This is a genomic window from Pseudomonas putida (genome assembly GCF_005080685.1).
Classification (GTDB): domain Bacteria; phylum Pseudomonadota; class Gammaproteobacteria; order Pseudomonadales; family Pseudomonadaceae; genus Aquipseudomonas; species Aquipseudomonas putida_V.
Map to the genome: position 1 here is coordinate 6429198 of NZ_CP039371.1, position 23501 is coordinate 6452698.

The following is a 23501-nucleotide window of genomic DNA, read 5'->3' on the forward strand; positions in this document are numbered from 1 at the left end:
AAATTGCCGTTTAGCTAACGCGTGCAGGCGTTACATAGATCTCCGATCAATTCGATTGTCTGTCATGGCCTCCAGCCGATCAGCGCTTGTTGGCCAGCAGGTACAGGCCCACGAACAAACCAAGCACGCACAACCCAGCGACGTAGTACGCAGGCGCCATCGGGCTGAACTTGAGCAGCGCGGTCACCACCATCGGCGTCAGGCCGCCGAAGATCGCGTAGGCGACGTTGTAGGAGAACGACAGCCCGCTGAAGCGCACCACCGGCGGGAACGCCTTGACCATCACGTAAGGCACCGCGCCGATCACCCCCACGCACAGGCCGGTCACCGCGTACAGCGGGAACAGCAGCTCGGGGCGGGTGGCCAGGCTGTGGTAGAACGCCCAGGAAGTGGCCAGCAAGGCCAGGCTGCCGATGATGAACACCCGGCCGGCGCCGAACCGGTCGGCCAGGCGGCCCGAAGCGATGCAGCCCACGCTCAGCAGTACGATCGCCAGGCTGTTGGCCTTGAGCGAGTCGGTCGGGCTGACGTGGTAGACGCTCTGCAGCAATGCCGGGGTCATCAGGATGACCACCACGATGCCCGCCGAGAGCATCCAGGTCAGCAACATCGACAGGATGATCGCGCCGCGGTGGTCACGCAGCACCGCACGCAGTGGCAGCTCCTCGGCCAGCGCCTTGCGCTGCTGCATCTCGGCGAACACCGGGGTCTCGTGCAGCCAGCGGCGCAGGTACACCGAGAACAGCCCGAACACCCCGCCGAGCAGGAACGGGATCCGCCAGGCGTAATCGGCGACTTCGTCGGCGCTGTAGACGCTGTTGATCAGCGTGGCCACCAGCGAACCGAGCAGGATGCCGGCAGTCAGGCCCGAGGTCAGCGTGCCACAGGCGTAGCCGGTATTGCGCGCCGGCACGTGCTCGGAGACGAACACCCAGGCCCCTGGCACCTCGCCGCCGATTGCCGCGCCCTGGATGACGCGCATCAGCAGCAACAGCAGCGGCGCCCACAGGCCGATCTGCGCGTAGGTGGGCAGCAGGCCCATGATCAGCGTCGGCAAGGCCATCATGAAGATGCTCAGGGTGAACATCTTCTTGCGCCCGAGCAGGTCGCCGAAGTGCGCCATGATGATCCCGCCCAACGGGCGCGCCAGGTAGCCGGCGGCGAAGATGCCGAAGGTTTGCATCAGGCGCAGCCACTCGGGCATGTCGGCGGGGAAGAACAGCTTGCCGACCACCGTGGCGAAGAACACGAAGATGATGAAGTCGTAGAATTCCAGTGCGCCGCCCAAGGCAGACAGGGAAAGGGTCTTGTAGTCACTGCGGGTCAGTGGCCGCGAGGGCTGCTCGATACTGCTGGGCACGGAAGTCATGCTGTTGTTCTCTTTGTGGGTCATGCAGGCCGCTTGAGGTGCGGCTTCTGGATTGCGGAGAGCGGCGAAGATAGCAAATAGCCGATATCTGACGATAGCGGTACAAAATCCCTACAGATATTCACCAATGTACGGTCGTCGCTGGCGGTTGGCCTCTATATACTGCCCATTCGTAGGAAAAGGTTGCTCTCGATATGGGATGTTGTGCGAAAACGTCGGTCTCTATCGTCAGGCGGTTTCGCAGAGTTTCCCCACGTCACGGGTCAGAGGCCCCATCGCATGATTGAGCTCGAACAAGAAGATCCTATCCCGCAGGGTGACCTGGCCTTGCAGATCACCGCGCTGCCCCGTGAAACCAACGGGTTCGGCGATATCTTCGGCGGCTGGCTGGTGGCCCAGATGGACCTCGCCGGCACCGCCATGGCCAGCCGCGTCGCCGGTGGCCGAGTGGCCACGGTGGCCATCGACCGCATGGCCTTCCTGGTGCCGGTAGCCGTGGGCGCGCAGCTGTCGTTCTATACCCAGACCCTGGAGATCGGCCGTAGCTCGATCCAGATGATGGTCGAGGTGTGGAGCGACGACCCGTTGTCCAGCGAATGGCGCAAAGTCACCGAGGCGGTGTTCGTGTTCGTCGCCATCGATGGCAGTGGCCGCACCCGCTCGGTGCCTCGTCGCTGAGCCTTGCCGGCGGTAAACTCATTGGCTGGTAGTGGGTCCAAGGCCCACAGCAATCAATGAGACCATTGCAATGGCTACCTTCCAGGTCGTAACCGAGCAACACGGCGAACTCAACTGCTGGCGCATCAGCAACGAGCACGCCGACCTCCTGATCGCCCAACAGGGTGCGCAGATCCTCAGCTACCAGCGCATCGGCGAACCGCCGCTGCTGTGGCTGAGCGATCAGGCCATCTTCCGCCAGGGCAAGTCGGTACGCGCCGGTGTGCCGGTATGCTGGCCGTGGTTCGGCAACCTGCAGCGCAACCCCGCAACCGTTCAAGCCATGTACCAGGGCGAGCAGGCACCGGCCCACGGCCTGGCGCGCACGCGCGACTGGCAATTGCTGGGCATCGAGGAAGTGGGCGCCACGCTACGCATCGAGTTCGCGCTGCCCGAGGCCCAGGGCGCGTTGCCGGGCTGGCCGCACAAGGTCGAGCTGAAGCTGTCGATGGTGTTGGGCGACGACCTCGAGCTGACCCTGACCAGCCGCAACCTGGGCGACGCCCCGGTGACCCTCAGCCAGGCGCTGCACAGCTACTTCGCGGTGAGTGATGTTCGCCAGGCACGCGTCGAAGGCGTCGAGGGGCTTGGCTACATCGAGACCCTGGCGGACTGGGAGCAGCGCCAGCAGCAGGGCGCGCTGGGCTTTGCCGGGGAAACCGACCGCATCTACCTGAACACGCCAGCGCAGTTGAGCATCGTCGACCCGCAATGGGGCCGACGCATTACCCTGACCGCCTCGGGGTCGCGCTCGGCGGTGATCTGGAACCCATGGACCGAGCGGGCACGGGAGCTTGCGGACATGGCCGATGATGGCTGGCAGCGGATGCTGTGCATCGAGACGGCCAATGTCTGGGACGATGTGGTGACGATCGCGCCTGGGGCGAGCAGTGCGCTCGCTGTCAGGGTTGCGAGCGAAAGGATCTGAATCTGGTGCTGGCTTGTTCGCGGGTAAACCCGCTCCTACAGGATCTTCACCGTTTTCAGATACGGTGGAATACCTGTAGGAGCGGGTTTACCCGCGAAGAGGCCAGCAAGTGCAACAGAATCTTCAGAGATCAGCATCCTCCACCGCCCTCACCTGCCCGGCATCCAGCGCATACGCCGCATCGGCCAGGTCATTGCTGACCTTCTCCACCTTCAACGTGCCACTGACCCACAGCGGCAGGTAGATGTCGTCGATCTTCAACCCTTTCGGATAGCGCACCAGCACCAACTGGTTCGGTGGCGGCGGCGGCACGTGGATGCAGGCGCCTGGGTACGGCACCAGGAAGAACAGGGTGCTATTGCCCTTGGCGTCGCTCTCCAGTGGCACCGGATAACCGCCCAGGCGGATCTGCTTGCCATTCATGGCCGCTACGGTCTTGGTCGAATACATCACCGCCGGCAGACCTTTGCTCTGCTTCAGGCCGCCCTTGGCCGTGAAGGTGCCTTGGGCCTCGGGGGAGTTGTGATCGATTTCGGGCATCTGCTCGAGGGCCTTCTGGTCCGACTTGGGCATCAGCTCCAACCAGTCGGTTTCAGGCAGTTCGGCATGGGCCAGGGTGCTGGCCAGAAGCAGGGAAACAAGGAAAAAGGCACGCATGGCAATGCTCGGCAACTCGAATGAATTGTCGAGCATTCTAACCAGTAATCAGCGCTTCTTGATGAATCCGTAGATCACCAGAAGGATCACCGCGCCGACCAGTGCACCCAGGAACCCTGCAGCCTGGCCAGCCTGGTAGATGCCCAGGGCCTGGCCGCCATAGGTGGCGAGCAGGGAGCCGGCGATACCCAGCAGGATGGTCATGATCCAGCCCATGCTGTCGTCGCCCGGCTTGATGAAGCGCGCCAGCAGACCAACGATGAGGCCGATGAAGATGGTGCCGATGATACCCATGTGCGATCCCTCTGCAGTGAAGATGGAACAAGCCAAAGCCTAGACAGCGCTCTGGCTTGTTGCCATTTCAGAGGGCAAACGGCGGGGAGAAGTTCGATCAGTTGGTGATCAGGCCTTCAACTTCGGCGATCTTGCTGCGAAGCGTTGGCAAATCCTTGCAACGCAGGGTGGCATGGCCAACCTTGCGGCCGACCTTGAACGCCTTGCCATAGTGGTGCAGGTGGCAATCTTCGATGGCCACGACCTTGTCCACCGCCGGCACTTCGCCGATGAAGTTGAGCATGGCGCTCTCGCCTACCTTGGCGGTCGAGCCCAGCGGCAGGCCGGCAACGGCGCGCAGGTGGTTCTCGAACTGGCTGCACTCGGCGCCTTCGATGGTCCAGTGCCCGGAGTTGTGCACCCGCGGGGCGATTTCGTTGGCCTTCAGGCCACCGTCGACCTCGAAGAACTCGAAGGCCATCACGCCAACGTAGTCCAGTTGCTTGAGCACACGACCGACGTAGTCTTCGGCCAGGGCCTGCAGCGGGTGCGCGTCGCTGGCTACGGACAGGCGCAGGATGCCGCTTTCGTGGGTGTTGTGCACCAGCGGGTAGAAGCGCGTTTCGCCATCGCGGGCACGCACGGCCACCAACGACACTTCGCCGGTGAACGGCACGAACCCTTCCAGCAGGCACGGCACGCTGCCCAGCTCGGCGAAGGTATCGACCACGTCCTCGGCAGTGCGCAGGACCTTCTGGCCCTTGCCGTCGTAACCCAGGGTGCGGGTCTTGAGCACGGCCGGCAGGCCGATGCTGGCCACCGCGGCGTCCAGGTCGGCCTGGGAGAGGATGTCGGCGAAGGCTGGGGTCGGAATCCCCAGGTCGCGGAACATGCTCTTCTCGAACAGGCGGTCGCGGGCAATGCGCAGCGCTTCAGCGCTGGGGTATACCGGGACGAACTGCGAGAGGAAGGCCACGGTCTCGGCCGGGACGCTTTCGAACTCGAAGGTCACCAGGTCGACTTCGTCGGCCAGCTGGCGCAGGTGGTCCTGGTCGCCATAGTCGGCACGCAGGTGCTCACCCAGGGGCGCGGCGCAAGCGTCAGGCGCCGGGTCGAGGAAGGCGAAGTTCATGCCCAGCGGGGTGCCCGCCAGGGCCAGCATGCGGCCCAGTTGGCCACCACCGATTACACCGATCTTCATGGTCGTCAGCCTCAGGCCTGGCGTGGGTCAGGATTGTCCAGCACGGTGTCGGTCTGTTCCGTGCGGAACTGCTTGAGCGCGGCGTGGAACTGCGGGTGCTTGGCGCCCAGGATGCTGGCCGACAGCAGCGCGGCGTTGACCGCGCCGGCACGGCCGATGGCCAGGGTGGCAACCGGCACGCCGGCAGGCATCTGCACGATCGACAGCAACGAATCGACGCCCGACAGCATCGACGACTGCACCGGCACGCCCAGCACCGGCAGGTGGGTCTTGGCGGCGCACATGCCTGGCAGGTGGGCTGCGCCACCGGCACCGGCGATGATCACCTCGATGCCACGGCCCTCGGCCTCCTCGGCATACTGGAACAGCAGATCCGGGGTGCGGTGGGCGGAAACCACCTTCACTTCGTAGGGAATGCCGAGTTTTTCCAGCATATCGGCGGTGTGGCTAAGGGTGGACCAATCGGACTTGGAGCCCATGATCACGCCAACCAGTGCACTCATCGTCGAGCCTCTTTCGCTTGTGCGCCCGCAGGCGCGTCAAAAAACAACAAGCCACGCGGGACGACCGGCGTGGCTTGTTTGCTGATCAGGACCGGACGCATCCGGTCGAAAGGCCGCGCAGTATACCGTAAGGCGGTGGGTTTAAGGCACCCCGGCGACCAACTGTCGCCCCTTATTTTTCGGGGCTTTGGCTGACTTTTGGGTCAACCGTCGCCGCACCCTCGAGCTTGCGCCACAACAGCCGCACGTTGGCCTTGCGCACCAGGGCGCAGCGGTACAGGCGGATTTCCAGCGGCACGTGCCATTGGCTGCCGCCACAGATGACCAGCTCGCCGCGTTCCAGCTCGCCGCGCATCGACAGGCGTGGCACCCAGGCGATGCCCATGCCCTCCAGCGCCATGCTCTTGAGGCTGTCGGCCATGGCGGTTTCGTACACCGTGGTATAGCGCAGATTGCGCTGGCGCAGCAGCAGGCTGACCGAGCGGCCGAGGAAGGCGCCCGCACTGTAGGCCAGCAACGGCACACTGGCGTCGCCTTCGAGGTCGAACATCGGCTTGCCATCGGCGCCCACGGCGCACACCGGCAGCATCTCGGTGGTGCCCATGTGCAGCGACGGGAAGATCTCGGCATCCATCTGCAAGGCCGCGTCCGGGTCGTAGAAGGCCAGCATCAGGTCGCAGCCACCCTCGCGCAATGCATGCACGGCATCCCCTACGTTAGTCGCAACCAGGCGTGTGGCGATGTTCAGCCCATCGTTGCGAAGTTGGGCTACCCAACGGGGGAAAAAGCCCGACGCCAGGGAGTGCGCGGCCGCGACCTGGATCACTTCGCCCTGCCCGCCTTCAAGATGATGCAAATGTCGGAGAACTTCGCTCAACTGGTCGACAACGGTGCGCGCAGTGACGAGAAAAAGCTGTCCGGCTTCGGTCAGCTCGATCGGCGTGCGCGAACGGTTCACCAGTTGCAGCCCCAGTGCCGCCTCGAGGCTGCGAATGCGCCGGCTGAAGGCGGGTTGGGTGACGAAACGACGCTCAGCGGCTTGGGAAAAACTGCGCGTGGCGGCGAGCGCGCTGAAGTCTTCGAGCCACTTGCTTTCAAGGTTCATGAAGCGGATCTCCCGGCATGCACCAAAATGGAACACGCTCGAATGTCAATTGGCGTCACATGGTTCATTATGCCGTTTGTGCATAGGTTAGCGTGCAACAGCATTGGCCGCAAAATCTCCTTCAGGCCTAGGATTGGCGCCATTCCGGCATGTGCCGGGTCAAAATCGAGATGATATCCATCATGTCCTCCGCTGCATCGTTCCGCGTCGAAAAAGATCTGCTTGGTACCCTTGAAGTTCCTGCCGATGCCTACTACGGCATCCAGACCCTGCGCGCTGCCAACAACTTCCGTCTCTCCGGTGTTCCACTGTCGCACTACCCCAAGCTGGTCGTGGCCCTGGCCATGGTCAAGCAGGCCGCTGCCGACGCCAACCGTGAACTGGGCCACCTGAGCGATGCCAAGCACACCGCCATCAGCGCGGCCTGCGGACGTCTGATCAAGGGCGACTTCCACGAACAGTTCGTGGTGGACATGATCCAGGGCGGTGCTGGTACTTCTACCAACATGAACGCCAACGAAGTCATCGCCAACGTCGCGCTGGAGGCCATGGGCCACCAGAAGGGTGAGTACCAGTACCTGCACCCGAACAACGACGTGAACATGGCGCAGTCGACCAACGATGCCTACCCGACCGCCATCCGCCTGGGCCTGCTGCTGGGCCACGACGCCCTGCTGGCCAGCCTCGACAGCCTGATCCAGGCTTTCGCGGCCAAGGGCAAGGAATTCGACCACGTACTGAAGATGGGCCGCACCCAGCTGCAGGACGCCGTGCCGATGACCCTGGGCCAGGAATTCCGCGCCTTCGCCACCACCATGACCGAAGACCTGCAGCGCCTGCGCTCGCTGGCGCCGGAGCTGCTCACCGAGATCAACCTGGGCGGCACCGCCATCGGTACCGGCATCAACGCCGACCCGGGCTACCAGGCCCTGGCCGTGCAACGCCTGGCCACCATCAGCGGCCAGCCGCTGGTACCGGCCGCCGACCTGATCGAAGCCACCTCCGACATGGGCGCCTTCGTGCTGTTCTCCGGCATGCTCAAGCGTACCGCGGTGAAGCTGTCGAAGATCTGCAACGACCTGCGCCTGCTGTCCAGCGGTCCACGCACCGGCATCAACGAGATCAACCTGCCGGCGCGCCAGCCGGGCAGCTCGATCATGCCAGGCAAGGTCAACCCGGTGATCCCGGAGGCCGTCAACCAGGTGGCCTTCGCCATCATGGGCAACGACCTGGCGCTGACCGTCGCCGCCGAAGGTGGCCAGCTGCAGTTGAACGTGATGGAGCCGCTGATCGCCTACAAGATCTTCGACTCGATCCGCCTGCTCCAGCGCGCCATGGACATGCTGCGCGAGCACTGCATCGTCGGCATCACCGCCAACGAACAGCGCTGCCGTGAGCTGGTCGAGCACTCGATCGGCCTGGTCACCGCGCTGAACCCGTACATCGGCTACGAAAACGCCACCCGTATCGCCCGCGTCGCCCTGGAAACCGGCCGCGGCGTACTGGAACTGGTGCGTGAGGAAGGCCTGCTGGACGAAGCGATGCTCAACGACATCCTGCGTCCGGAAAACATGATCGCTCCACGTCTGGTTCCGCTGAAGGCGTAAACCAGACCGCTGCAACCGTCTCACCAGGTCGAGGGACTAGACACCTCTCAACCTTTCAAAGGCCCGAGCCCAAGCTCCGGGCCTTTTTTTTGCCTGGCGCAATTCAAGGTTGGCACCCAGCCCCAGCTATCGGCACACAACTTGCTCCATAATGCTCCCAGCCCAACGGGACGACCGAGCATGCTGCACAGCCACCTGACCACCCTCAACGCGGTTTCATTGATTCTCAACGTGTTCCGCGAGGAAGGCTGCGAGGCCGCGTCGCTGCTCGCCGGCAGCGGCATAGGCCCGGCAGAGCTGGGCCATGCCGATGCCCGCATCACCACCCAGCAGGAACTGCAGGTGTGCGCCAACGCCGTGGCCCGGCGCGAGGACATCGGCCTGGAACTGGGCCGGCGCATGCATGTGTCGTGCTATGGCATGCTCGGTTACGCGCTGCTCTCCAGTGCCACTTTGGGTGACGCCTTGCGCTTGGCGCTGCAATATCCGGCACTGCTGGGAACAGTCTTCAAGCTGCGCCTGATCGACGATGGTCAGCGCGTCTGGTTCAGCGCCAGCGAATCTCACGAAGCCCCGGCGCTGGCCGCCTTCAACGCCGAGTTCTGCCTGGTGTCGCTCAAGGTCATCTGCGACGACCTGCTGGGCCGCACCCTGCCGCTGCTCGGCGCACGCTTCGAGCACCCACGCCCGGGCTACCACGCCTTGTACGCCGGGGCCTTCCAATGCCCCCTGCGCTTCGCCGCCGAGGACAACGCCTTCGCCTTCGAACGGCGCTGGCTGGACATGCCGTTACCACTGGCCGACCCGATCACCCACCAGGCCATGAGCGAACGCTGCCGGCGCCTGAACCTGGAGTTCACCGGGCGCCAGGCCTGGCTGGGGCGGATTCGTCAGTTGTTGCTGCAGCAACTGGATTCGGCACCGGGTCTCGAAGGGCTGGCGCGGCAGATGAACTGCTCGTCGCGCACCTTGCGAAGGCATCTGCAGGCGCTGGGCAGCAGTTATCAACAGTTGCTCGATGAGCTGCGCTTTGAGCGGGCCAAGCAGTTGCTGGCCGACGAGCAGATACCGATCTACCGGATTGCCGAGACGCTGGGGTTCAGCGAGACGGCCAGTTTCCGGCATGCGTTTCAGCGTTGGAGTGGGGTGGCACCTAGTCATTTTCGCGGTTGATCTGTTGTGGCCCTTTCGCGGCGGTTCAGCGCGAACTGGCCGGTACTGACCGGCCACCGATCTTGGCCACATCGATCCCCTTTTGGCCGTTCGTGTCGTTCTCCGTCCCCACCCCACCCGTGAAAATGGCCCTACGCCAGTCCCACCGGAGAACAACAAAATGCTGACGATCTATTCCGATGATCATCGCCTGCACCACGGCCGCTGCGAGCTGATCGACGGCAAGCTGATGCCCTGCTTCGAAATGCCTTCGCGCGCCGACCACGTGCTCGAGCGGGTCAACAAACGCAACCTCGGCCCGGTCGAGGGCCCGACCGACTTCGGGCGTGCGCCGCTGCAACGCATCCACGGCAACGACTACCTCGACTTCTTCGAAGGCGCCTGGGCGCGCTGGGCGGCCCTGGGCCAGGAAGGCGACCTGCTGCCCTTCACCTGGCCGGCGCGTACCCTGCGCCAGGTCAAGCCGACCGGCCTGCATGGCGAATTGGGCTACTACAGCTTCGATGCCGGCGCCCCAATCACCGCCGGCACCTGGCAGGCCGCCTACAGCGCCGCGCAGGTCGCCCTCACCGCCCAGGCCGCCATCCAACAAGGCGCCCACGCAGCCTTCGCCCTGTGCCGGCCACCGGGGCACCACGCCGCCGCCGAGGTCATGGGCGGCTACTGCTACCTGAACAACGCCGCCATCGCCGCCCAGGCCTTCCTCGACCAGGGCCGCGCCAAAGTGGCGATCCTCGATGTCGACTACCACCATGGCAACGGCACCCAGGACATCTTCTACAGCCGCAACGATGTGTTCTTCGCCTCGATCCACGGCGACCCGCAGGCGGAATTCCCGTTCTTCCTCGGCTATGCCGACGAAACCGGCGAAGGCCCGGGCGAGGGTTGCAACATCAACTATCCGCTGCCCGCCGGCAGCGACTGGCAGGCCTGGAGCGCGGCCCTGGAAGACGCCTGCCAGCGCATCGCCGCTTACGATGCCGACGTGCTGGTGATATCGCTGGGCGTGGACACCTTCAAGGATGACCCGATCTCGCAGTTCAAGCTCGACAGCCCCGACTACCTGGAGATGGGCAAGCGCATCGCCCAGCTCGGCAAACCGACCCTGTTCGTGATGGAAGGCGGCTACGCTGTTGAGGAAATCGGTATCAACGCGGTCAATGTGCTGGAAGGTTTCCAGCATGCCCAGCCAGGAGCCCGGTAATGGTTCGACTCAAGCGCCTGTTCGCCCCGCTCATCGCCACTGCCTTGGTCGCCGGCGCCCTGCCGGCCCAGGCCGAACAACGTACGTTGCGGGTCTACAACTGGTTCGACTACATCACCCCGCAGACCCTCACCGGCTTCCAGGCCGACAGCGGCGTGAAGCTGATCTACGACATCTTCGACACCAATGAAGCGCTGGAGGCAAAGCTGCTGACCGGCAACTCCGGCTATGACGTGGTGGTGCCGTCCAACGTGTTCCTCGCCAAGCAGATCGAGGCGGGCGTGTTCCAGCCGCTGGACCGCAGCAAGCTGCCCAACTGGCAGCACCTGGACCCGGCCTTGATGAAGTTGATCGAAGCCAACGACCCCGGTAACAAGTTCGCCGTGCCCTACATGTACGGCACGGTGCTGATCGGCTTCAACCCGGACAAGGTCAAGGCGGCGCTCGGCGACCAGGCCCCGGTGGACAGCTGGGATCTGATCTTCAAGGAAGAGAACATTGCCAAGCTCAAGCAATGTGGCGTGGCGCTGCTCGATTCGCCGTCGGAGATCCTGCCACTGGCGTTGCAGTACCTGGGCCTGCCGCCGAACAGCGACAAGCCGGCCGACTACAAGAAGGCCGAGGAACTGATGCTCAAGATCCGGCCGTACATCACCTACTTCCATTCCTCCAAATACATGGCCGACATCGCCAATGGCGATATCTGCGTGGCGGTGGGCTACAGCGGCAGCTTCTCGCAGGCCGCCAACCGTGCGCGCGATGCCAAGAACGGCGTGGTGGTGGACATGCGGTTGCCCAAGGAAGGTGCGCCGATCTGGTTCGACATGCTGGCGATTCCGAAGAACGCGGCCAACCCGGAGGATGCCCATGCGTTCATCAACTATCTGCTGCGACCGGAGGTGATCGCGCCGATCAGTGATTTCGTCGGTTATCCAAACCCGAACAAGGACGCCACCGACAGGGTCAGCCCGGCGATTCGCAACAACCCGAACCTGTACCCGACGGCCGAGGCGATGACCAAGCTGTATACCCTCAAGCCATTGGCGCGAGATGCCGAGCGGGCGCGGACCCGGGCCTGGACGCGGATCAAGTCCGGGACCTGAGTCGCGCCCTTCGCGGCGGTTCGCCACCCCGACAAGCCCGCCCCCACAGGTTGGTCGCTGCCTCAAGGTTGGCGATGATCCTGTGGGAGATCACCCAGCCCTTCTGCGCTGCGCTGTCGCGCAGAGAACTGTGGCCCCTGTGGGAGCGGGCTTGTCCCGCGAATGGGGCGACGCGGTGGATGGCACCGGCTTCGCCGGTGTTCGCGGGACAAGCCCGCTCCCACAGATCTCTGCCAAATCAATGAGTTATGTTTTGTTCTATGAGAGCGGGCTTGTCGGGGCGCCGAACCGTCGCGAAGGGCCGCAAAGCGGCTCCCTCTCAGCGCCGCCAAGCCTTGCGCAAGCGCATCAACGCCTCGGCAATCTCCCCTTCAGGCACCGCTGCAAACCCCAGCACCAATCCAGCACGCTTATCCACAGGCACCTCGCTGTCCGGCAACCAGTATCCACTCAATGGCGACATTTCCACGCCCACCTCTTCTGCCCTGGCCACCAGCTCCTGCTCACGTGCAAAGTTATCCACATCCACCTTCACGTGCAGCCCTGCCGCCACCTCCGGCATCGGTCCAAGACCCGCCACGTCAAACGGCCACCCCGCCTTGAGCACGTTGCGCCGGCTCAACGCCGCCTTGCGCATGCGGCGGATATGCCGCTGGAAGTGCCCCTGGGCCATGAACTCGGCCATCACGCACTGGCTGCCGACCTCCGAATGTCGAACCGCCAGTGCCCTGCCCTGGCTGAACGCCTCCACCAGCCGCGGCGGCAGCACCAGGTAGCCCAGGCGCAGTGCCGGAAAGGCGATCTTGCCGAAGGTACCGACGTACAACACCCGCCCTCCCCGGTCCAACGCCGCCAGGGGTGACAGCGGCGCACCGCTATAGCGGTACTCGCCATCGTAGTCGTCCTCGATGATCCAGCCATCGCCGCGCTCGGCCCAGGCCAGCAACTCCAGGCGCCGCGCCAGGCTCATGGTCACTCCGGTGGGGTATTGGTGCGCCGGCGTGACATAGGCCAGCCGACAATCGGCCACCTGCGCCAGGCGGCTGCAATCCATGCCGTCGTGGTCTACCGCTACGCCCACCACCTTGGCCCCGGCCACCGCGAAGGCGTGGCCGGCGGCTCGGTAACCCGGGTTTTCCACAGCCACCGCGTCACCAGGCTGCAACAGCAACTGTGCACAAAGGCTGATTGCCTGCTGCGCGCCACTGGTGATCACAATTTGTTCAGCCACGCACGACAAGCCCCGCGAACGACGCAAATAAGCGGCGATCAGTTCACGCAATACCGGCTCACCCGCCGGATCGCCGTAACCGAGTTGCGCAGGATCGGGATTGCGCCAGAAACCCGCCTGCAGCTTGGCCCAGACGTCGAACGGGAACAGATCGAACGCCGGAATTCCGACACGAAAAGCGCGGGGGGCCCCGCTTTTTGGAGGCGCCAAATGGTGTTTTTTCAGCCGCCGCAGCGGCTCGCTAGTACGTGCGCCGCTGGACAAATCACCAGTATTTTCTTGCTCAAATGTGGATAAACCTGTTGATAACCCCAGGGATAACCCTGTGGACAGTTGTGTGGATAGTTTTGGCAGGCGACTCACATAGGTGCCATCCCCTACCCGGCTTTCAATGTAGCCCTCGGCATACAACTGGTCATAGGCGCGCACCACGCTGTTGCGCGACAACCCCAGCATGTTCGCCAGTTCACGGGTCGCCGGCAGTCGCGTCCCACTGCTCAAGCGCCCATCCAGAACCCGCGCTCGCAAGGCCTGGTAAAGCTGCTGGCTGAGGCGGCGTCGGCGGTCGAGAACGATCCCGGCAGGGTCGAATGGCAATACGAGGGGGCGTTCGCTCATGGGATTGGACCTGTCAAAACAGTCATAAATGGCTCTTAACCTGGACCAATAGCCTGCCTAGCATGGAGCCATTCGACAAGGAACTCCGCATGTACAACAGCAAACCCCATCAGGAACACGACCTCGAGCGTTTGCACCAGCACATGCAGGGCACCCGCCTGGCCATGCTGGTCAGTCACGGCGAACACGGCCTGCTGGCCACGCACTTGCCCGTGCTGGTGGATACCCAGGAGGGCGAGTTCGGCACCGTCTACGCCCACCTGGCCCGGGCCAATCGCCAATGGCAGCACCTCGAGCGAGGCGCCGAAGCGCTGCTGGTGTTCCCAGGCGCAGACGCCTATGTCAGCCCCAGTTACTACCCAAGCAAGGCCGACAATCCCAAGGTAGTACCCACCTGGAACTATCTGGCGGTACACGCCTATGGCCCAGCGGAAGTTATCCACAGCCCGGAGTCGCTGCTGGAGATCGTCAGCCGCCTGACCGATCGTCATGAACAGGGCCGCGAGACGCCGTGGAAGGTTTCCGACGCTCCCCGCGACTACCTCGACGCAATGCTCCGCGCCATCGTCGGCGTCCGCCTGCCCATTGCCCGCCTGCAAGGTGCGCGAAAACTCAGCCAGAACCGCTCTGCCGAGGATATCGCCGGCGTGCGCGACGGCCTGGACGCCAGCCCCGACTATCTGGATAACCAACTTGCGGCGCAGATGCGCCGACTCTGAAGGATAAGCCCATGCCCAGCGTTACCCTGCGCCCCGTCACCGCTCAAGACCACGCCGCCTGGTTCGGCCTATGGCAGGGCTACCTGCGTTTCTATGAAACCGAACTGGCCGATGACGTCAGCGCCAGCACCTGGCAGCGCCTGCTGGACCCGAACGAGCCTACCCATTCGGCCCTGGCCTGGGTCGATGGCAAGGCAGTCGGCATGGTCAACTGGATCTACCATCGTTCCAACTGGAGCATCGAGAATTCCTGCTACCTGCAGGACCTGTACGTGGACAGCACGCAGCGCGGCCTGGGCATCGGTCGCCAGCTGATCGAACATGTGTACGCCACGGCCAAGGCTGCCGGCTGCATCAAGGTGCACTGGCTGACCCACGAAACCAATGCCACCGCCATCAGCCTGTACCAGCAGGTTGCCGAGCGCCCTGGCTTCATTCAATTCCGCAAAGGGTTGTAGGCCGATCATGACTGACGCATTGCACTGGAAGCCCGCTACGCCACCACTGGCGCAAACCCTTGAAGGCCGTTTCATACGCCTGGAAAAACTCGACCCTACAGGCCATGGCGATGACCTCTGGCAGGTACTTCAGGGTCCAGGCAGCGACCCGCGCCTGTGGGACTACCTGCCCTACGGCCCGTTTGCCGAGCGCAGTACGTTCGACCGTTGGCTGGAGGGCAACGCCGCCAGCCGCGACCCGCTGTTCTATACCGTCATCGACCGTGCCAACGGCCAGGCCCAGGGCATCCTCAGCCTGCTGTCGATCGTGCCCGAACAGGGCCGCATCGAAATCGGCCACATCGCCTTTGGCGCCATCATGCAGCGCACGCCCAAGGGCACAGAAGCGATCTACCTGCTCGGCAAGTTGGGCTTCGAACTGGGCAACCGACGCCTGGAATGGAAGTGCAACAACGACAACGCCCGCTCCAAGCGTGCGGCCGAGCGCTTCGGCTTCGTCTACGAGGGCGTGTTCCGCAAGCACATGGTGGTCAAGGACCATAACCGAGATACGGCCTGGTACTCGATTACCGATGAGGAGTGGCCACAGGTGGCAGCAGGGTTCGAGCGGTGGTTGAGTGAGGAGAACCAGCGGCCTGGGGGGCAAATCGACAAATTGGAACACTGCCGAGCCCAGCACTGAAAAGCCAAGGTGCCTGCGTTCAAATCACCTGACGCTGGCGCCTCACTACACCCATTTGCAGGCCAAAAGGGCGAAATACTGCGTTCAACGACTTGAGTGTCGGATTACCTTCACCCTGCTCGATCTGGATGAGCGTACGCAAAGACACTTTGCACATACGCGCGAACTGGGCCTGCTGCAGGTTCGCAACGGTCACCCGCAAATGCCGCACGGCCGCGCCCAGTTCGCAGGTGCCTTGAGCAATGGCCTGCTGTACGTCATCAATGATCTGGGCACGTTGTTCCGGGGTCAGACTCATATCAGTTGCCACTCTTTCATACGTTTCTCCAGATGCCGCAAAGCAATGGCCGGGTGATCCATGACGGTCGCTGGTAAGCCGGATGCGCTAAGCAGATCGGGAAGTGCCAGCAATCGCGCCGCATCCTGACTCAGGCGCTCGAACGCAAGCTGCGGATCGATCAAGTCCCCAAGGCTATTGCACGCCGCACGCCAGTCGATCTCGCCAGCACGTTCGATACCAGGGGCCCATTTGGTCGTCCGGGTAATGCCCTCTGCCACCTTAACAGCCTAATTTATGCATTTTAATGCATATTCGGGCAACTTTTCGACGTGGCACATGCATTTTACTGCACAAAAAAGGTTCTTCACGGAATGTTGGTGAGAGCCACCAGGTGCTTGTCTTGGAGGTTGAGGTGGTTCGTAAATCGAGCGCCGCGCGGGCGGCGCTCGATCTCACAGGCGCCAAATACCTTACGGCAGGCAATAAAAAAAAAGGGGAGCATCCGCCCCCCAGAGGTAAACCGTTTGTAGATGAGGGCTTCGATCAGCCCTCGATCTCGATCAGGATCTCACCCGGCGTCACGCGATCGCCCTTGGCTACGTGAATGGCCACGACCTTGCCGGCGATGGCCGCCTGGACTTCGGTCTCCATCTTCATGGCTTCGGTGATCAGTACGGCCTGGCCGGCCTTGACCATGTCGCCTTCCTTGACCAGCACATCGACGATGTTGCCAGGCATGGTGGTGCTGACGTGGCCGGGGGCACTGGCCTGCTTGCGCTTGCTGCCGCCACCGCCGACGAACTCGTTGAGCGGCTCGAACACCACTTCTTCCGGCATGCCGTCGATCGACAGGTAGAAGTGACGCTTGCCTTCGGCCTTCACGCCCACGCCGGTGATGTCGACGCGGTAGGTCTCGCCGTGCACGTCGATGACGAACTCGGTCGGTACGCCTTCACCGCCTGGGGCGGCAACAGCGCCGGCTTCCGGGATCGGCAGCAGGGCTTCGGGGATGAGGGTGCCGGCTTCACGCTCTTCGAGGAACTTGCGGCCGATGTCCGGGAACATGGCGAAGGTCAGCACGTCTTCTTCGCAACGGGCCAGGGCACCGATGTCGGCACGCAGCTTGGCCATCTCTGGTTTGAGCAGGTCGGCCGGGCGCACGTCGATGACGTCTTCGCTGCCGATCGCCTGGCGGCGCAGTTGCTCGTTGACCACGCCCGGAGCCTTGCCGTAGCCACCCTGCAGGTACAGCTTCACCTCGTTGGTGATGGTCTTGTAGCGCTCGCCGGCGAGCACGTTGAAGAACGCCTGGGTACCGACGATCTGCGAAGTCGGCGTCACCAGCGGCGGGAAGCCGAGGTCTTCACGCACCCGCGGGATCTCCGCCAGCACTTCGTTCATGCGGTTGAGCGCGCCCTGCTCCTTGAGCTGGTTGGCCAGGTTGGAAATCATCCCACCCGGTACCTGGTTGACCTGCACGCGGGTATCCACGGCGGTGAACTCGCTCTCGAACTGGTGGTACTTCTTGCGCACGGCGTAGAAGTACAGGCCGATTTCCTGCAGCAGCTCCAAGTCCAGGCCGGTGTCGAACTCGCTACCCTTGAGCGCGGCGACCATCGACTCGGTGCCCGGGTGGCTGGTGCCCCAGGCGAAGCTGGAGATGGCGGTGTCGATGTGGTCGGCACCGTTTTCCACAGCCTTGAGCTGACACATCGCGGCCAGGCCAGCGGTGTCGTGGGAGTGGATGAACACCGGCAGCGACTGCTCGGCCTTCAGCGCCTTGACCAGCTCGCCGGTCGCGTATGGGGTCAGCAGGCCGGCCATGTCCTTGATCGCCACCGAGTCGCAACCCATGGCTTCCATCTGCTTGGCCTGTTTGACGAAGGCGTCGATGGTGTGGACCGGGCTGGTGGTGTAGGCGATGGTGCCCTGGGCGTGCTTGCCGGCGGCCTTCACCGCTTCGATGGCCACGCGCAGGTTACGCACGTCGTTCATGGCGTCGAAGATGCGGAACACGTCGATGCCGTTGACCGCAGCCTTGGCCACGAAGGCCTTGACCACGTCGTCGCTGTAGTGGCGGTAGCCCAGCAGGTTCTGGCCGCGCAGGAGCATCTGCAGGCGGGTGTTGGGCAGCGCGGCACGCAGCTTGCGCAGGCGCTCCCATGGGTCTTCCTTGAGGAAGCGCACGCAGGCGTCGAAGGTGGCGCCGCCCCAGACTTCCAGCGACCAGTAGCCGACCTTGTCGAGCTTGTCGCAGATCGGCAGCATGTCTTCGGTACGCATGCGGGTGGCCAGCAGGGACTGGTGGGCGTCGCGCAGGATCGTGTCGGTTACGTGGATTTTCTTGGACATTATTAGGTTCCTCACAGGCCTGCGTGGGCGGCGATGGCGGCGGCGATGGCCAGGGCCAGCTCTTCGGGTTTGCGCTTGATCGAGTAGTTGGTCAGTTCAGGGTGGCTTTCGACGAAGCTGGTGTTGAACTGGCCGCTACGGAATTCCGGGTTGCGCAGGATTTCCTGGTAGTACGCGGCGGTGGTCTTCACCCCTTGCACGCGCATGTCGTCCAGGGCCCGCAGGCCGCGGTCCATGGCTTCTTCCCAGGTCAATGCCCAGACCACCAGTTTCAGGCACATGGAATCGTAGAACGGCGGAATCGTGTAGCCGGTGTAGATCGCCGTATCGGTACGCACGCCCGGGCCGCCGGGGGCGTAGTAGCGGGTGATCTTGCCGAAGCTTGGCAGGAAGTTGTTCTTCGGGTCTTCGGCGTTGATCCGGAACTGCAACGCGTAGCCACGGTGCTGGATGTCTTCCTGCTTGACCGAGAGCGGCAGGCCCGAGGCGATGCGGATCTGCTCGCGGACGATGTCGATGCCGGTGATTTCCTCGGTGATGGTGTGTTCCACCTGCACCCGGGTGTTCATTTCCATGAAGTACACCTCGCCATCGGCGAGCAGGAACTCCACGGTACCGGCATTCTCGTAGTTCACCGCCTTGGCCGCACGCACCGCCAGGTCACCGATGTAGGCGCGCTGCTCGGGCGTGAGCTGGGGGCTCGGGGCGATTTCGATGAGTTTCTGGTTACGGCGCTGGATCGAGCAGTCGCGCTCGAACAGGTGCACGACGTTGCCGAAGCTGTCACCGAGAATCTGCGCCTCGATGTGCTTGGGGTTGACGATGCACTTCTCGAGGAACACTTCCGCCGAACCGAAGGCCTTGGTAGCCTCGGAGATGACGCGGGGGAAGTTCTGTTCCAGCTCTTCACGGCTGTTGCAGCGGCGAATACCACGGCCGCCGCCACCGGAGGTGGCCTTGAGCATTACCGGGTAACCGATGCGGTCGCCTTCGCTCAGGGCTTCGTGGATGTCGGCAACGTTGCCTTCGGTACCTGGGGTGACCGGTACGCCGGCCTGGATCATGGTGCGGCGGGCTTCGGTCTTGTCGCCCATGCGGCGGATGACGTCGGCGGCCGGGCCGATGAACTTGATCCCGCGCTCGGCGCAGATCTCTGCCAGTTCGGCGTTTTCCGACAGGAAACCGTAGCCTGGGTGCAAGGCGTCACAGCCGGTTTCCACAGCGAGGTTCACCAGCTTGCGCGGGTTCAGGTAGCCGGCCAGAGGCTCGGCACCGATGCTGTAGGCCTCGTCGGCGCGCTTGACGTGCAAGGCGTGACGGTCGGCGTCGGAGTAGATCGCGACAGAGCGAATGCCCATCTCGGCGCAGGCACGCACGATCCGAACTGCGATTTCACCCCGGTTGGCGATCAGGATTTTTTTTATCACTGGAGTCTTCCCAAAGCCGTAGGAACAGACGATCCGGTTCTACCGGTCGGCGCGTGACCAGACATTGTTGGCCAGTCGCCTATTCAAGCTAGCGCCGATGGTCGATAAACAAAAATCAATATTTGTTAGGGGCTGTATTAGCAAAAGCTTATAGTCTGGTAACAAGCTGTTGCCGCAGGGCGGATAAAAATGCGTAAGTCCTTGATGCGTATGACTTTGCGTCAATTGCAGATCTTCAACGAGGTGTGCGATCTGCGCTCGTACAGCCGTGCGGCCGAGGAAATGGCGCTCACGCAACCCGCCGTAAGTCTACAGATCCGCCAGCTCGAGGAGCTGATTGGCCAGCCGTTGTTCGAGTACGTGGGCAAGAAGCTCTACCTGACCGACGCCGCCGAGGCCCTGCAACGCGCCAGCCGCGACATCTTCGGGCGCCTGGAGAGCCTGGACATGCAGCTTTCGGACATGCAGGGCTCACTGCAGGGGCAGTTGAAACTGGCGGTCGAGTCCAGCGCCAAGTACTTCGTGCCACACCTGTTCGCCGCCTTCAAGCAGCGTCACCCGGAGGTCAACCTGACGCTCACGGTGGTCAACCGCGCCCAGGCCATCCGCCGGCTTTCCGATAACCGCGATGACCTGATCATCATGTCCATGGTGCCCCAGGACATGGGCCTGGAGTTCCTGCCGTTCCTCAACAACCCGATCGTCGCCGTGGCACCGCCCGATCACCCGCTGAGCAAGCTCGAGCACCTGCGCCTGCAGGACCTGGAACCTCATACCCTGCTCGTGCGCGAACAGGGCTCAGGCACGCGCAAGGCCTGCGAGGAATACTTCAAGGACAAGCGCGTGCACTTCACCCAGACCCTGGAAGTGGCCTCGGCCGATGCCCAGCGTGAATGCGTGATCGCCGGGCTCGGCATCGCCCTGCTGACCCGCCATGCGCTGAACCTGGAGTTGGCCACGGGCGTGCTCAAGGAGTTGCCGGTGGAGGAACTGCCCCTGTACCGCAGCTGGTGCGTGGTGCAGTCCAAGGCCAAGCGGCAGTCGCCGGTGGCCTTGGCGTTTCTTGCGTTCATCCGCAGCGAACGTGCAATGATCAGCGGGCTTGTTGAGCGCTTTTCTGGGAAGCTGCCGACGCTGCCCGCCACGCCGTGAGTTCCTGCAAGTCAGGGTAGTCCGCCAGGTCACGCAGCAGTTGTCGCTGGTCGCAATAGCATTCGATCGCGCGGCGGTATTCCATGCGGCGCTGGTCTTTTTCCTGTTGTTTGCGAGCCTTGGCGCTGGGTTGGTACGAACCGTCGAAGTCACGAGTCATTGCCTGTCTCCCAGAGAGGATGCGGGGAGTTTCAGACTGGCGCCGGGGGTTTACGGTTTGGCTGTGAAATGGTGACAAATCGATGAATTTGCGTGGCCAATACCCGCGAAAGGGCCGACCCACACGCAAATCAGTCTTCTGTAGCCTTGATCGACTTGGGCGACAAACGCAGGCTGCGCAAGCTGCGCTTGACGCTCTTGAGGTGGTTGACCAGGCTTGGCCCACGCGCCATGGCCACGCCCATGGCCAACACGTCGATCACCACCAGGTGGGCTATGCGCGAGGTCAGCGGGGTATAGATCTCGGTGTCCTCGTGCACATCGATCGCCAGGTTGACGGTCGAAAGCTCCGCCAACGGCGTCTGGCTCGGGCACAGGGTGATCAGGTTGGCGCCGCTCTCGCGCACCAGGTTGGCGGTGATCAGCAAGTCCTTGGAACGACCCGACTGAGAGATGCACACGGCCACGTCGCCAGGCTTGAGGGTTACCGCCGACATCGCCTGCATGTGCGGGTCGGAATAGGCCGCCGCAGTGAGCAGCAGGCGGAAGAACTTGTGCTGGGCGTCGGCCGCCACCGCGCCGGAGGCACCGAAGCCGTAGAACTCCACGCGCTGAGCATGGGCCATGGCGGTCACCGCCTGTTGCAGCGCCTGCGGGTCGAGATGCTCGCGCACCTCCATCAGGGTGTGCAGCGTGGTGTCGAAGATCTTCAGGCTATAGTCGGCGACCGAGTCGTCCTCGTGGATCGCGAACTGGCCGAAACTGGCCCCGGCCGCCAGGCTCTGCGCCAGCTTGAGCTTGAGATCCTGGAATCCCGAGCAACCGATCGCGCGACAGAAGCGCACGATGGTAGGCTCGCTGATGCCCACGCTGTGCGCGAGGTCCGCCATTGAACTGTGCATGACCGCAGCCGGGTCCAGCAGCACATGGTCGGCCACTTTCAGTTCCGATTTGCGCAGCAGGTGGCGCGATTGAGCGATATGTTGCAACAGATTCACGGTCTGGACTCGGTTATGATCGGCTGGCCGGGATGTAGCTTTCTTGTAGTTATACTACATGGACGCCAACCCGCCCAGTTAAACGAACGTGGAGTGTGGTGGTTTGACTATTCCTTGCGACATCGTGGTTTTCGGCGGCACGGGCACCCTGGCCTTGCACAAGCTCCTGCCGGCGCTCTATCACCTGTATCGCGAGGCGCGCCTGAACACCGCCGTGCGCATCATCGCCCTGGCCCGGCGCAACCTCTCGCGTGACGACTACCTCAAGCTTGCCGAACGCCATTGCCGGGCGCAGATCGCCCGCAGCGACTTCGACGAAGACGTATGGCGGCGCTTCACCGCAAGGCTCGACTACTTCCCCATGGACGCCACGCAAAGCGCCGATTTCGGCCGCCTGGCGCGCTACCTCGGCGAGCCCGGCGGGCTGACCCGCATCTACTACCTGGCTACCGCGCCCAAGTTGTTCGTGCCGATCGCCAACCACCTACGCATCGCCGGGCTGGCCGACCACGAGGCGCGCATCGTACTGGAAAAGCCGATCGGCCATTCGCTGGAGTCGGCCACTGCCATCAACGAAGCGATCGGCCTGGCGTTCGACGAGCCGCAGGTGTTTCGCATCGACCACTACCTGGGCAAGGAGACCGTGCAGAACCTGATGGCCCTGCGCTTCGCCAATGCGCTGCTCGAGCCAGTATGGCGCAACGGCCAGGTCGACCACGTGCAGATCAGCGTCTGCGAAACCCTCGGCGTAGAGAACCGCGGTGGCTACTACGACCGCGCCGGGGCCACCCGCGACATGCTGCAGAACCACCTGCTGCAGTTGCTGTGCCTGGTGGCGATGGAGCCGCCCGCGCAGTTCGAGGCCGAAGCGGTGCGCGACGAGAAGGTCAAGGTACTGCGCGCCCTGAAGCCGATCAGCGGCCAGGACGTGCAGGACAAGACCGTGCGCGGTCAGTACGGCGCCGGGCACATCGGCGGCCAGGAAGTGCCGGCCTACTACTTCGAGAAGGATGTCGACAACGACAGCGACACCGAGACCTTCGTCGCCGTCCACGCCCACATCGACAACTGGCGCTGGGCCGGCGTGCCGTTTTTCCTGCGCACCGGCAAGCGCATGGCGCGGCGCTCGTCGCAGATCGTCATCCAGTTCAAGCCGGTGCCCCACGAGTTGTTCAGTGGGGGCCAGGTCAACCAGTTGCTCATCCAGCTGCAACCGGACGAGCGCATCAGCCTGCGCATGATGACCAAGAGCCCGGGCAAGGGCATGCGCCTGGAGCCGGTCGATCTGGACCTGAACCTGGCCCAGGTGTTCAGCCAGACGCGCCGCTGGGATGCCTACGAACGCCTGTTGCTCGACGTGCTGGCCGGCGATTCGACGCTGTTCATGCGCCGCGACGAAGTGGAAGCGGCCTGGGCCTGGATCGATCCGATCATCAGCGGCTGGGAGCAGCACTTCCAGCCGCCGCGCCCCTATGCCGCCGGCAGCAACGGCCCGGAACAGGCCAACGGCCTGCTGGCCCGCCATGGCCGGCACTGGCACAGCTGACCGCAGCCGCTGCCCAGGCGACGGAAGGCAGCCGCGGGG

General features: G+C 63.5%; 23 protein-coding genes and 1 pseudogene. 11 read left to right on the forward strand and 13 right to left on the reverse strand.

The window, feature by feature from the left end; translation table 11 throughout:
- Window positions 1-79: 79 nt before the first annotated feature.
- Window positions 80-1369 (reverse strand): MFS transporter, encoded by a 1290-nt coding sequence (locus tag E6B08_RS29810; RefSeq protein WP_136917249.1) that lies wholly within the window; start codon window positions 1367-1369, stop codon window positions 80-82.
- Window positions 1370-1648: 279 nt separating this feature from the next.
- Here E6B08_RS29810 and E6B08_RS29815 point away from each other — a divergent pair, with 279 nt between their 5' ends.
- On the forward strand, window positions 1649-2047 hold the full coding sequence (locus tag E6B08_RS29815; protein ID WP_003253317.1) for an acyl-CoA thioesterase: 399 nt from the start codon (window positions 1649-1651) through the stop codon (window positions 2045-2047).
- Between the two features lie 70 nt (window positions 2048-2117).
- Window positions 2118-3014 carry a D-hexose-6-phosphate mutarotase gene (locus E6B08_RS29820; protein ID WP_136917250.1) on the forward strand — a complete coding sequence of 299 codons (897 nt, stop codon included), beginning with the start codon at window positions 2118-2120 and terminating at the stop codon, window positions 3012-3014.
- Between the two features lie 123 nt (window positions 3015-3137).
- Here the strand turns inward: E6B08_RS29820 and E6B08_RS29825 are convergent, their stop codons facing one another.
- The 5 genes from E6B08_RS29825 to E6B08_RS29845 form a co-directional block, all read right to left on the reverse strand.
- Window positions 3138-3671, reverse strand: a complete 534-nt coding sequence (locus E6B08_RS29825) for a DUF3299 domain-containing protein (RefSeq protein WP_416194364.1) — start codon at window positions 3669-3671, stop codon at window positions 3138-3140.
- A gap of 48 nt (window positions 3672-3719) precedes the next feature.
- Window positions 3720-3965 (reverse strand): GlsB/YeaQ/YmgE family stress response membrane protein, encoded by a 246-nt coding sequence (locus tag E6B08_RS29830; RefSeq protein ID WP_003260079.1) that lies wholly within the window; start codon window positions 3963-3965, stop codon window positions 3720-3722.
- Window positions 3966-4062: 97 nt separating this feature from the next.
- On the reverse strand, window positions 4063-5145 hold the full coding sequence (locus E6B08_RS29835) for a 5-(carboxyamino)imidazole ribonucleotide synthase (RefSeq protein WP_136917251.1): 1083 nt from the start codon (window positions 5143-5145) through the stop codon (window positions 4063-4065).
- 11 nt (window positions 5146-5156) lie between these two features.
- Window positions 5157-5648 carry a 5-(carboxyamino)imidazole ribonucleotide mutase gene (gene purE, locus E6B08_RS29840; protein WP_038411454.1) on the reverse strand — a complete coding sequence of 164 codons (492 nt, stop codon included), beginning with the start codon at window positions 5646-5648 and terminating at the stop codon, window positions 5157-5159.
- A gap of 172 nt (window positions 5649-5820) precedes the next feature.
- A complete protein-coding gene (locus E6B08_RS29845) occupies window positions 5821-6753 on the reverse strand; it encodes a LysR substrate-binding domain-containing protein (RefSeq protein ID WP_136917252.1) in 933 nt (310 codons plus the stop codon).
- Window positions 6754-6935: 182 nt separating this feature from the next.
- Between E6B08_RS29845 and aspA the strand changes: the two genes are divergently transcribed.
- The 4 genes from aspA to E6B08_RS29865 all read left to right on the forward strand — a co-directional run bounded on the left by aspA (window position 6936) and on the right by E6B08_RS29865 (window position 11840).
- On the forward strand, window positions 6936-8360 hold the full coding sequence (aspA, locus tag E6B08_RS29850; RefSeq protein ID WP_136917253.1) for an aspartate ammonia-lyase: 1425 nt from the start codon (window positions 6936-6938) through the stop codon (window positions 8358-8360).
- Between the two features lie 180 nt (window positions 8361-8540).
- A complete protein-coding gene (locus tag E6B08_RS29855; protein ID WP_136917254.1) occupies window positions 8541-9533 on the forward strand; it encodes an AraC family transcriptional regulator in 993 nt (330 codons plus the stop codon).
- 160 nt (window positions 9534-9693) lie between these two features.
- The gene (locus E6B08_RS29860; protein WP_136917255.1) at window positions 9694-10737 is read left to right on the forward strand and encodes a histone deacetylase family protein; all 1044 of its coding nucleotides are present in this window, start codon (window positions 9694-9696) and stop codon (window positions 10735-10737) included.
- Window positions 10737-11840, forward strand: coding sequence for a polyamine ABC transporter substrate-binding protein (locus E6B08_RS29865; protein ID WP_136917256.1), 1104 nt, complete (start codon window positions 10737-10739; stop codon window positions 11838-11840). Before E6B08_RS29860 ends, E6B08_RS29865 begins: the two co-directional genes overlap by 1 nt.
- Before the next feature lie 319 nt (window positions 11841-12159).
- Here E6B08_RS29865 and E6B08_RS29870 read toward each other — a convergent pair whose 3' ends face one another.
- Complete coding sequence (locus E6B08_RS29870; RefSeq protein ID WP_136917257.1) at window positions 12160-13689, reverse strand: PLP-dependent aminotransferase family protein; 1530 nt, start codon at window positions 13687-13689, stop codon at window positions 12160-12162.
- An 89-nt stretch (window positions 13690-13778) separates the two neighbouring features.
- On the opposite strand from E6B08_RS29870, the gene E6B08_RS29875 reads away from it, so the two are divergent.
- The 3 genes from E6B08_RS29875 to E6B08_RS29885 are packed head-to-tail and all read left to right on the forward strand — an operon-like array spanning window position 13779 to window position 15548.
- On the forward strand, window positions 13779-14408 hold the full coding sequence (locus E6B08_RS29875; protein ID WP_136917258.1) for an FMN-binding negative transcriptional regulator: 630 nt from the start codon (window positions 13779-13781) through the stop codon (window positions 14406-14408).
- Between the two features lie 11 nt (window positions 14409-14419).
- Window positions 14420-14866 (forward strand): GNAT family N-acetyltransferase, encoded by a 447-nt coding sequence (locus E6B08_RS29880; RefSeq protein WP_136917259.1) that lies wholly within the window; start codon window positions 14420-14422, stop codon window positions 14864-14866.
- 7 nt (window positions 14867-14873) lie between these two features.
- Window positions 14874-15548 (forward strand): GNAT family N-acetyltransferase, encoded by a 675-nt coding sequence (locus E6B08_RS29885; RefSeq protein WP_136917260.1) that lies wholly within the window; start codon window positions 14874-14876, stop codon window positions 15546-15548.
- A gap of 19 nt (window positions 15549-15567) precedes the next feature.
- Here E6B08_RS29885 and E6B08_RS29890 read toward each other — a convergent pair whose 3' ends face one another.
- The 4 genes and pseudogenes from E6B08_RS29890 to E6B08_RS29905 form a co-directional block, all read right to left on the reverse strand.
- Window positions 15568-15846, reverse strand: coding sequence for a helix-turn-helix domain-containing protein (locus tag E6B08_RS29890; protein WP_136917261.1), 279 nt, complete (start codon window positions 15844-15846; stop codon window positions 15568-15570).
- Window positions 15843-16100: pseudogene (locus tag E6B08_RS29895) on the reverse strand (type II toxin-antitoxin system HipA family toxin); the annotation flags it as partial. The gene E6B08_RS29890 and the pseudogene E6B08_RS29895, both read right to left, overlap by 4 nt.
- Before the next feature lie 271 nt (window positions 16101-16371).
- The gene (gene oadA / locus E6B08_RS29900) at window positions 16372-18180 is read right to left on the reverse strand and encodes a sodium-extruding oxaloacetate decarboxylase subunit alpha (RefSeq protein WP_136917263.1); all 1809 of its coding nucleotides are present in this window, start codon (window positions 18178-18180) and stop codon (window positions 16372-16374) included.
- An 11-nt stretch (window positions 18181-18191) separates the two neighbouring features.
- Complete coding sequence (locus E6B08_RS29905) at window positions 18192-19607, reverse strand: acetyl-CoA carboxylase biotin carboxylase subunit (RefSeq protein ID WP_054884776.1); 1416 nt, start codon at window positions 19605-19607, stop codon at window positions 18192-18194.
- A gap of 189 nt (window positions 19608-19796) precedes the next feature.
- On the opposite strand from E6B08_RS29905, the gene E6B08_RS29910 reads away from it, so the two are divergent.
- Entirely contained in the window at window positions 19797-20759 is a 963-nt protein-coding gene (locus E6B08_RS29910) for a LysR family transcriptional regulator (RefSeq protein WP_136917264.1), read from the forward strand.
- On the opposite strand, the gene E6B08_RS31245 is transcribed toward E6B08_RS29910, so the two are convergent.
- Together E6B08_RS31245 and hexR are read right to left on the reverse strand one after the other, a co-directional pair.
- Complete coding sequence (locus tag E6B08_RS31245; RefSeq protein WP_136917265.1) at window positions 20701-20919, reverse strand: PA3496 family putative envelope integrity protein; 219 nt, start codon at window positions 20917-20919, stop codon at window positions 20701-20703. The two genes, E6B08_RS29910 and E6B08_RS31245, sit on opposite strands and share 59 nt — an antisense overlap.
- Before the next feature lie 130 nt (window positions 20920-21049).
- Window positions 21050-21916, reverse strand: coding sequence for a transcriptional regulator HexR (gene hexR, locus E6B08_RS29920; RefSeq protein ID WP_136917266.1), 867 nt, complete (start codon window positions 21914-21916; stop codon window positions 21050-21052).
- A 103-nt stretch (window positions 21917-22019) separates the two neighbouring features.
- On the opposite strand from hexR, the gene zwf reads away from it, so the two are divergent.
- Entirely contained in the window at window positions 22020-23462 is a 1443-nt protein-coding gene (gene zwf, locus E6B08_RS29925) for a glucose-6-phosphate dehydrogenase (protein ID WP_136917267.1), read from the forward strand.
- Window positions 23463-23501: the final 39 nt, after the last annotated feature.

Bases quoted from the DNA above. Each gene is read 5' to 3' on its own strand.
- E6B08_RS29865 (WP_136917256.1), top strand. From the start codon at position 10,737: ATGGTTCGACTCAAGCGCCTGTTCGCCCCGCTCATCGCCACTGCCTTG.
- E6B08_RS29875 (WP_136917258.1), top strand. From the start codon at position 13,779: ATGTACAACAGCAAACCCCATCAGGAACACGACCTCGAGCGTTTGCAC.
- E6B08_RS29830 (WP_003260079.1), bottom strand. From the start codon at position 3,965: ATGGGTATCATCGGCACCATCTTCATCGGCCTCATCGTTGGTCTGCTG.
- E6B08_RS29815 (WP_003253317.1), top strand. From the start codon at position 1,649: ATGATTGAGCTCGAACAAGAAGATCCTATCCCGCAGGGTGACCTGGCC.
- aspA (WP_136917253.1), top strand. From the start codon at position 6,936: ATGTCCTCCGCTGCATCGTTCCGCGTCGAAAAAGATCTGCTTGGTACC.
- E6B08_RS29810 (WP_136917249.1), bottom strand. From the start codon at position 1,369: ATGACTTCCGTGCCCAGCAGTATCGAGCAGCCCTCGCGGCCACTGACC.
- E6B08_RS29910 (WP_136917264.1), top strand. From the start codon at position 19,797: ATGCGTAAGTCCTTGATGCGTATGACTTTGCGTCAATTGCAGATCTTC.
- E6B08_RS29825 (WP_416194364.1), bottom strand. From the start codon at position 3,671: ATGCGTGCCTTTTTCCTTGTTTCCCTGCTTCTGGCCAGCACCCTGGCC.
- E6B08_RS29870 (WP_136917257.1), bottom strand. From the start codon at position 13,689: ATGAGCGAACGCCCCCTCGTATTGCCATTCGACCCTGCCGGGATCGTT.
- E6B08_RS29855 (WP_136917254.1), top strand. From the start codon at position 8,541: ATGCTGCACAGCCACCTGACCACCCTCAACGCGGTTTCATTGATTCTC.
- E6B08_RS31245 (WP_136917265.1), bottom strand. From the start codon at position 20,919: ATGACTCGTGACTTCGACGGTTCGTACCAACCCAGCGCCAAGGCTCGC.
- E6B08_RS29835 (WP_136917251.1), bottom strand. From the start codon at position 5,145: ATGAAGATCGGTGTAATCGGTGGTGGCCAACTGGGCCGCATGCTGGCC.
- E6B08_RS29845 (WP_136917252.1), bottom strand. From the start codon at position 6,753: ATGAACCTTGAAAGCAAGTGGCTCGAAGACTTCAGCGCGCTCGCCGCC.
- E6B08_RS29820 (WP_136917250.1), top strand. From the start codon at position 2,118: ATGGCTACCTTCCAGGTCGTAACCGAGCAACACGGCGAACTCAACTGC.
- oadA (WP_136917263.1), bottom strand. From the start codon at position 18,180: ATGTCCAAGAAAATCCACGTAACCGACACGATCCTGCGCGACGCCCAC.
- E6B08_RS29885 (WP_136917260.1), top strand. From the start codon at position 14,874: ATGACTGACGCATTGCACTGGAAGCCCGCTACGCCACCACTGGCGCAA.
- purE (WP_038411454.1), bottom strand. From the start codon at position 5,648: ATGAGTGCACTGGTTGGCGTGATCATGGGCTCCAAGTCCGATTGGTCC.
- E6B08_RS29880 (WP_136917259.1), top strand. From the start codon at position 14,420: ATGCCCAGCGTTACCCTGCGCCCCGTCACCGCTCAAGACCACGCCGCC.
- E6B08_RS29890 (WP_136917261.1), bottom strand. From the start codon at position 15,846: ATGAGTCTGACCCCGGAACAACGTGCCCAGATCATTGATGACGTACAG.
- E6B08_RS29860 (WP_136917255.1), top strand. From the start codon at position 9,694: ATGCTGACGATCTATTCCGATGATCATCGCCTGCACCACGGCCGCTGC.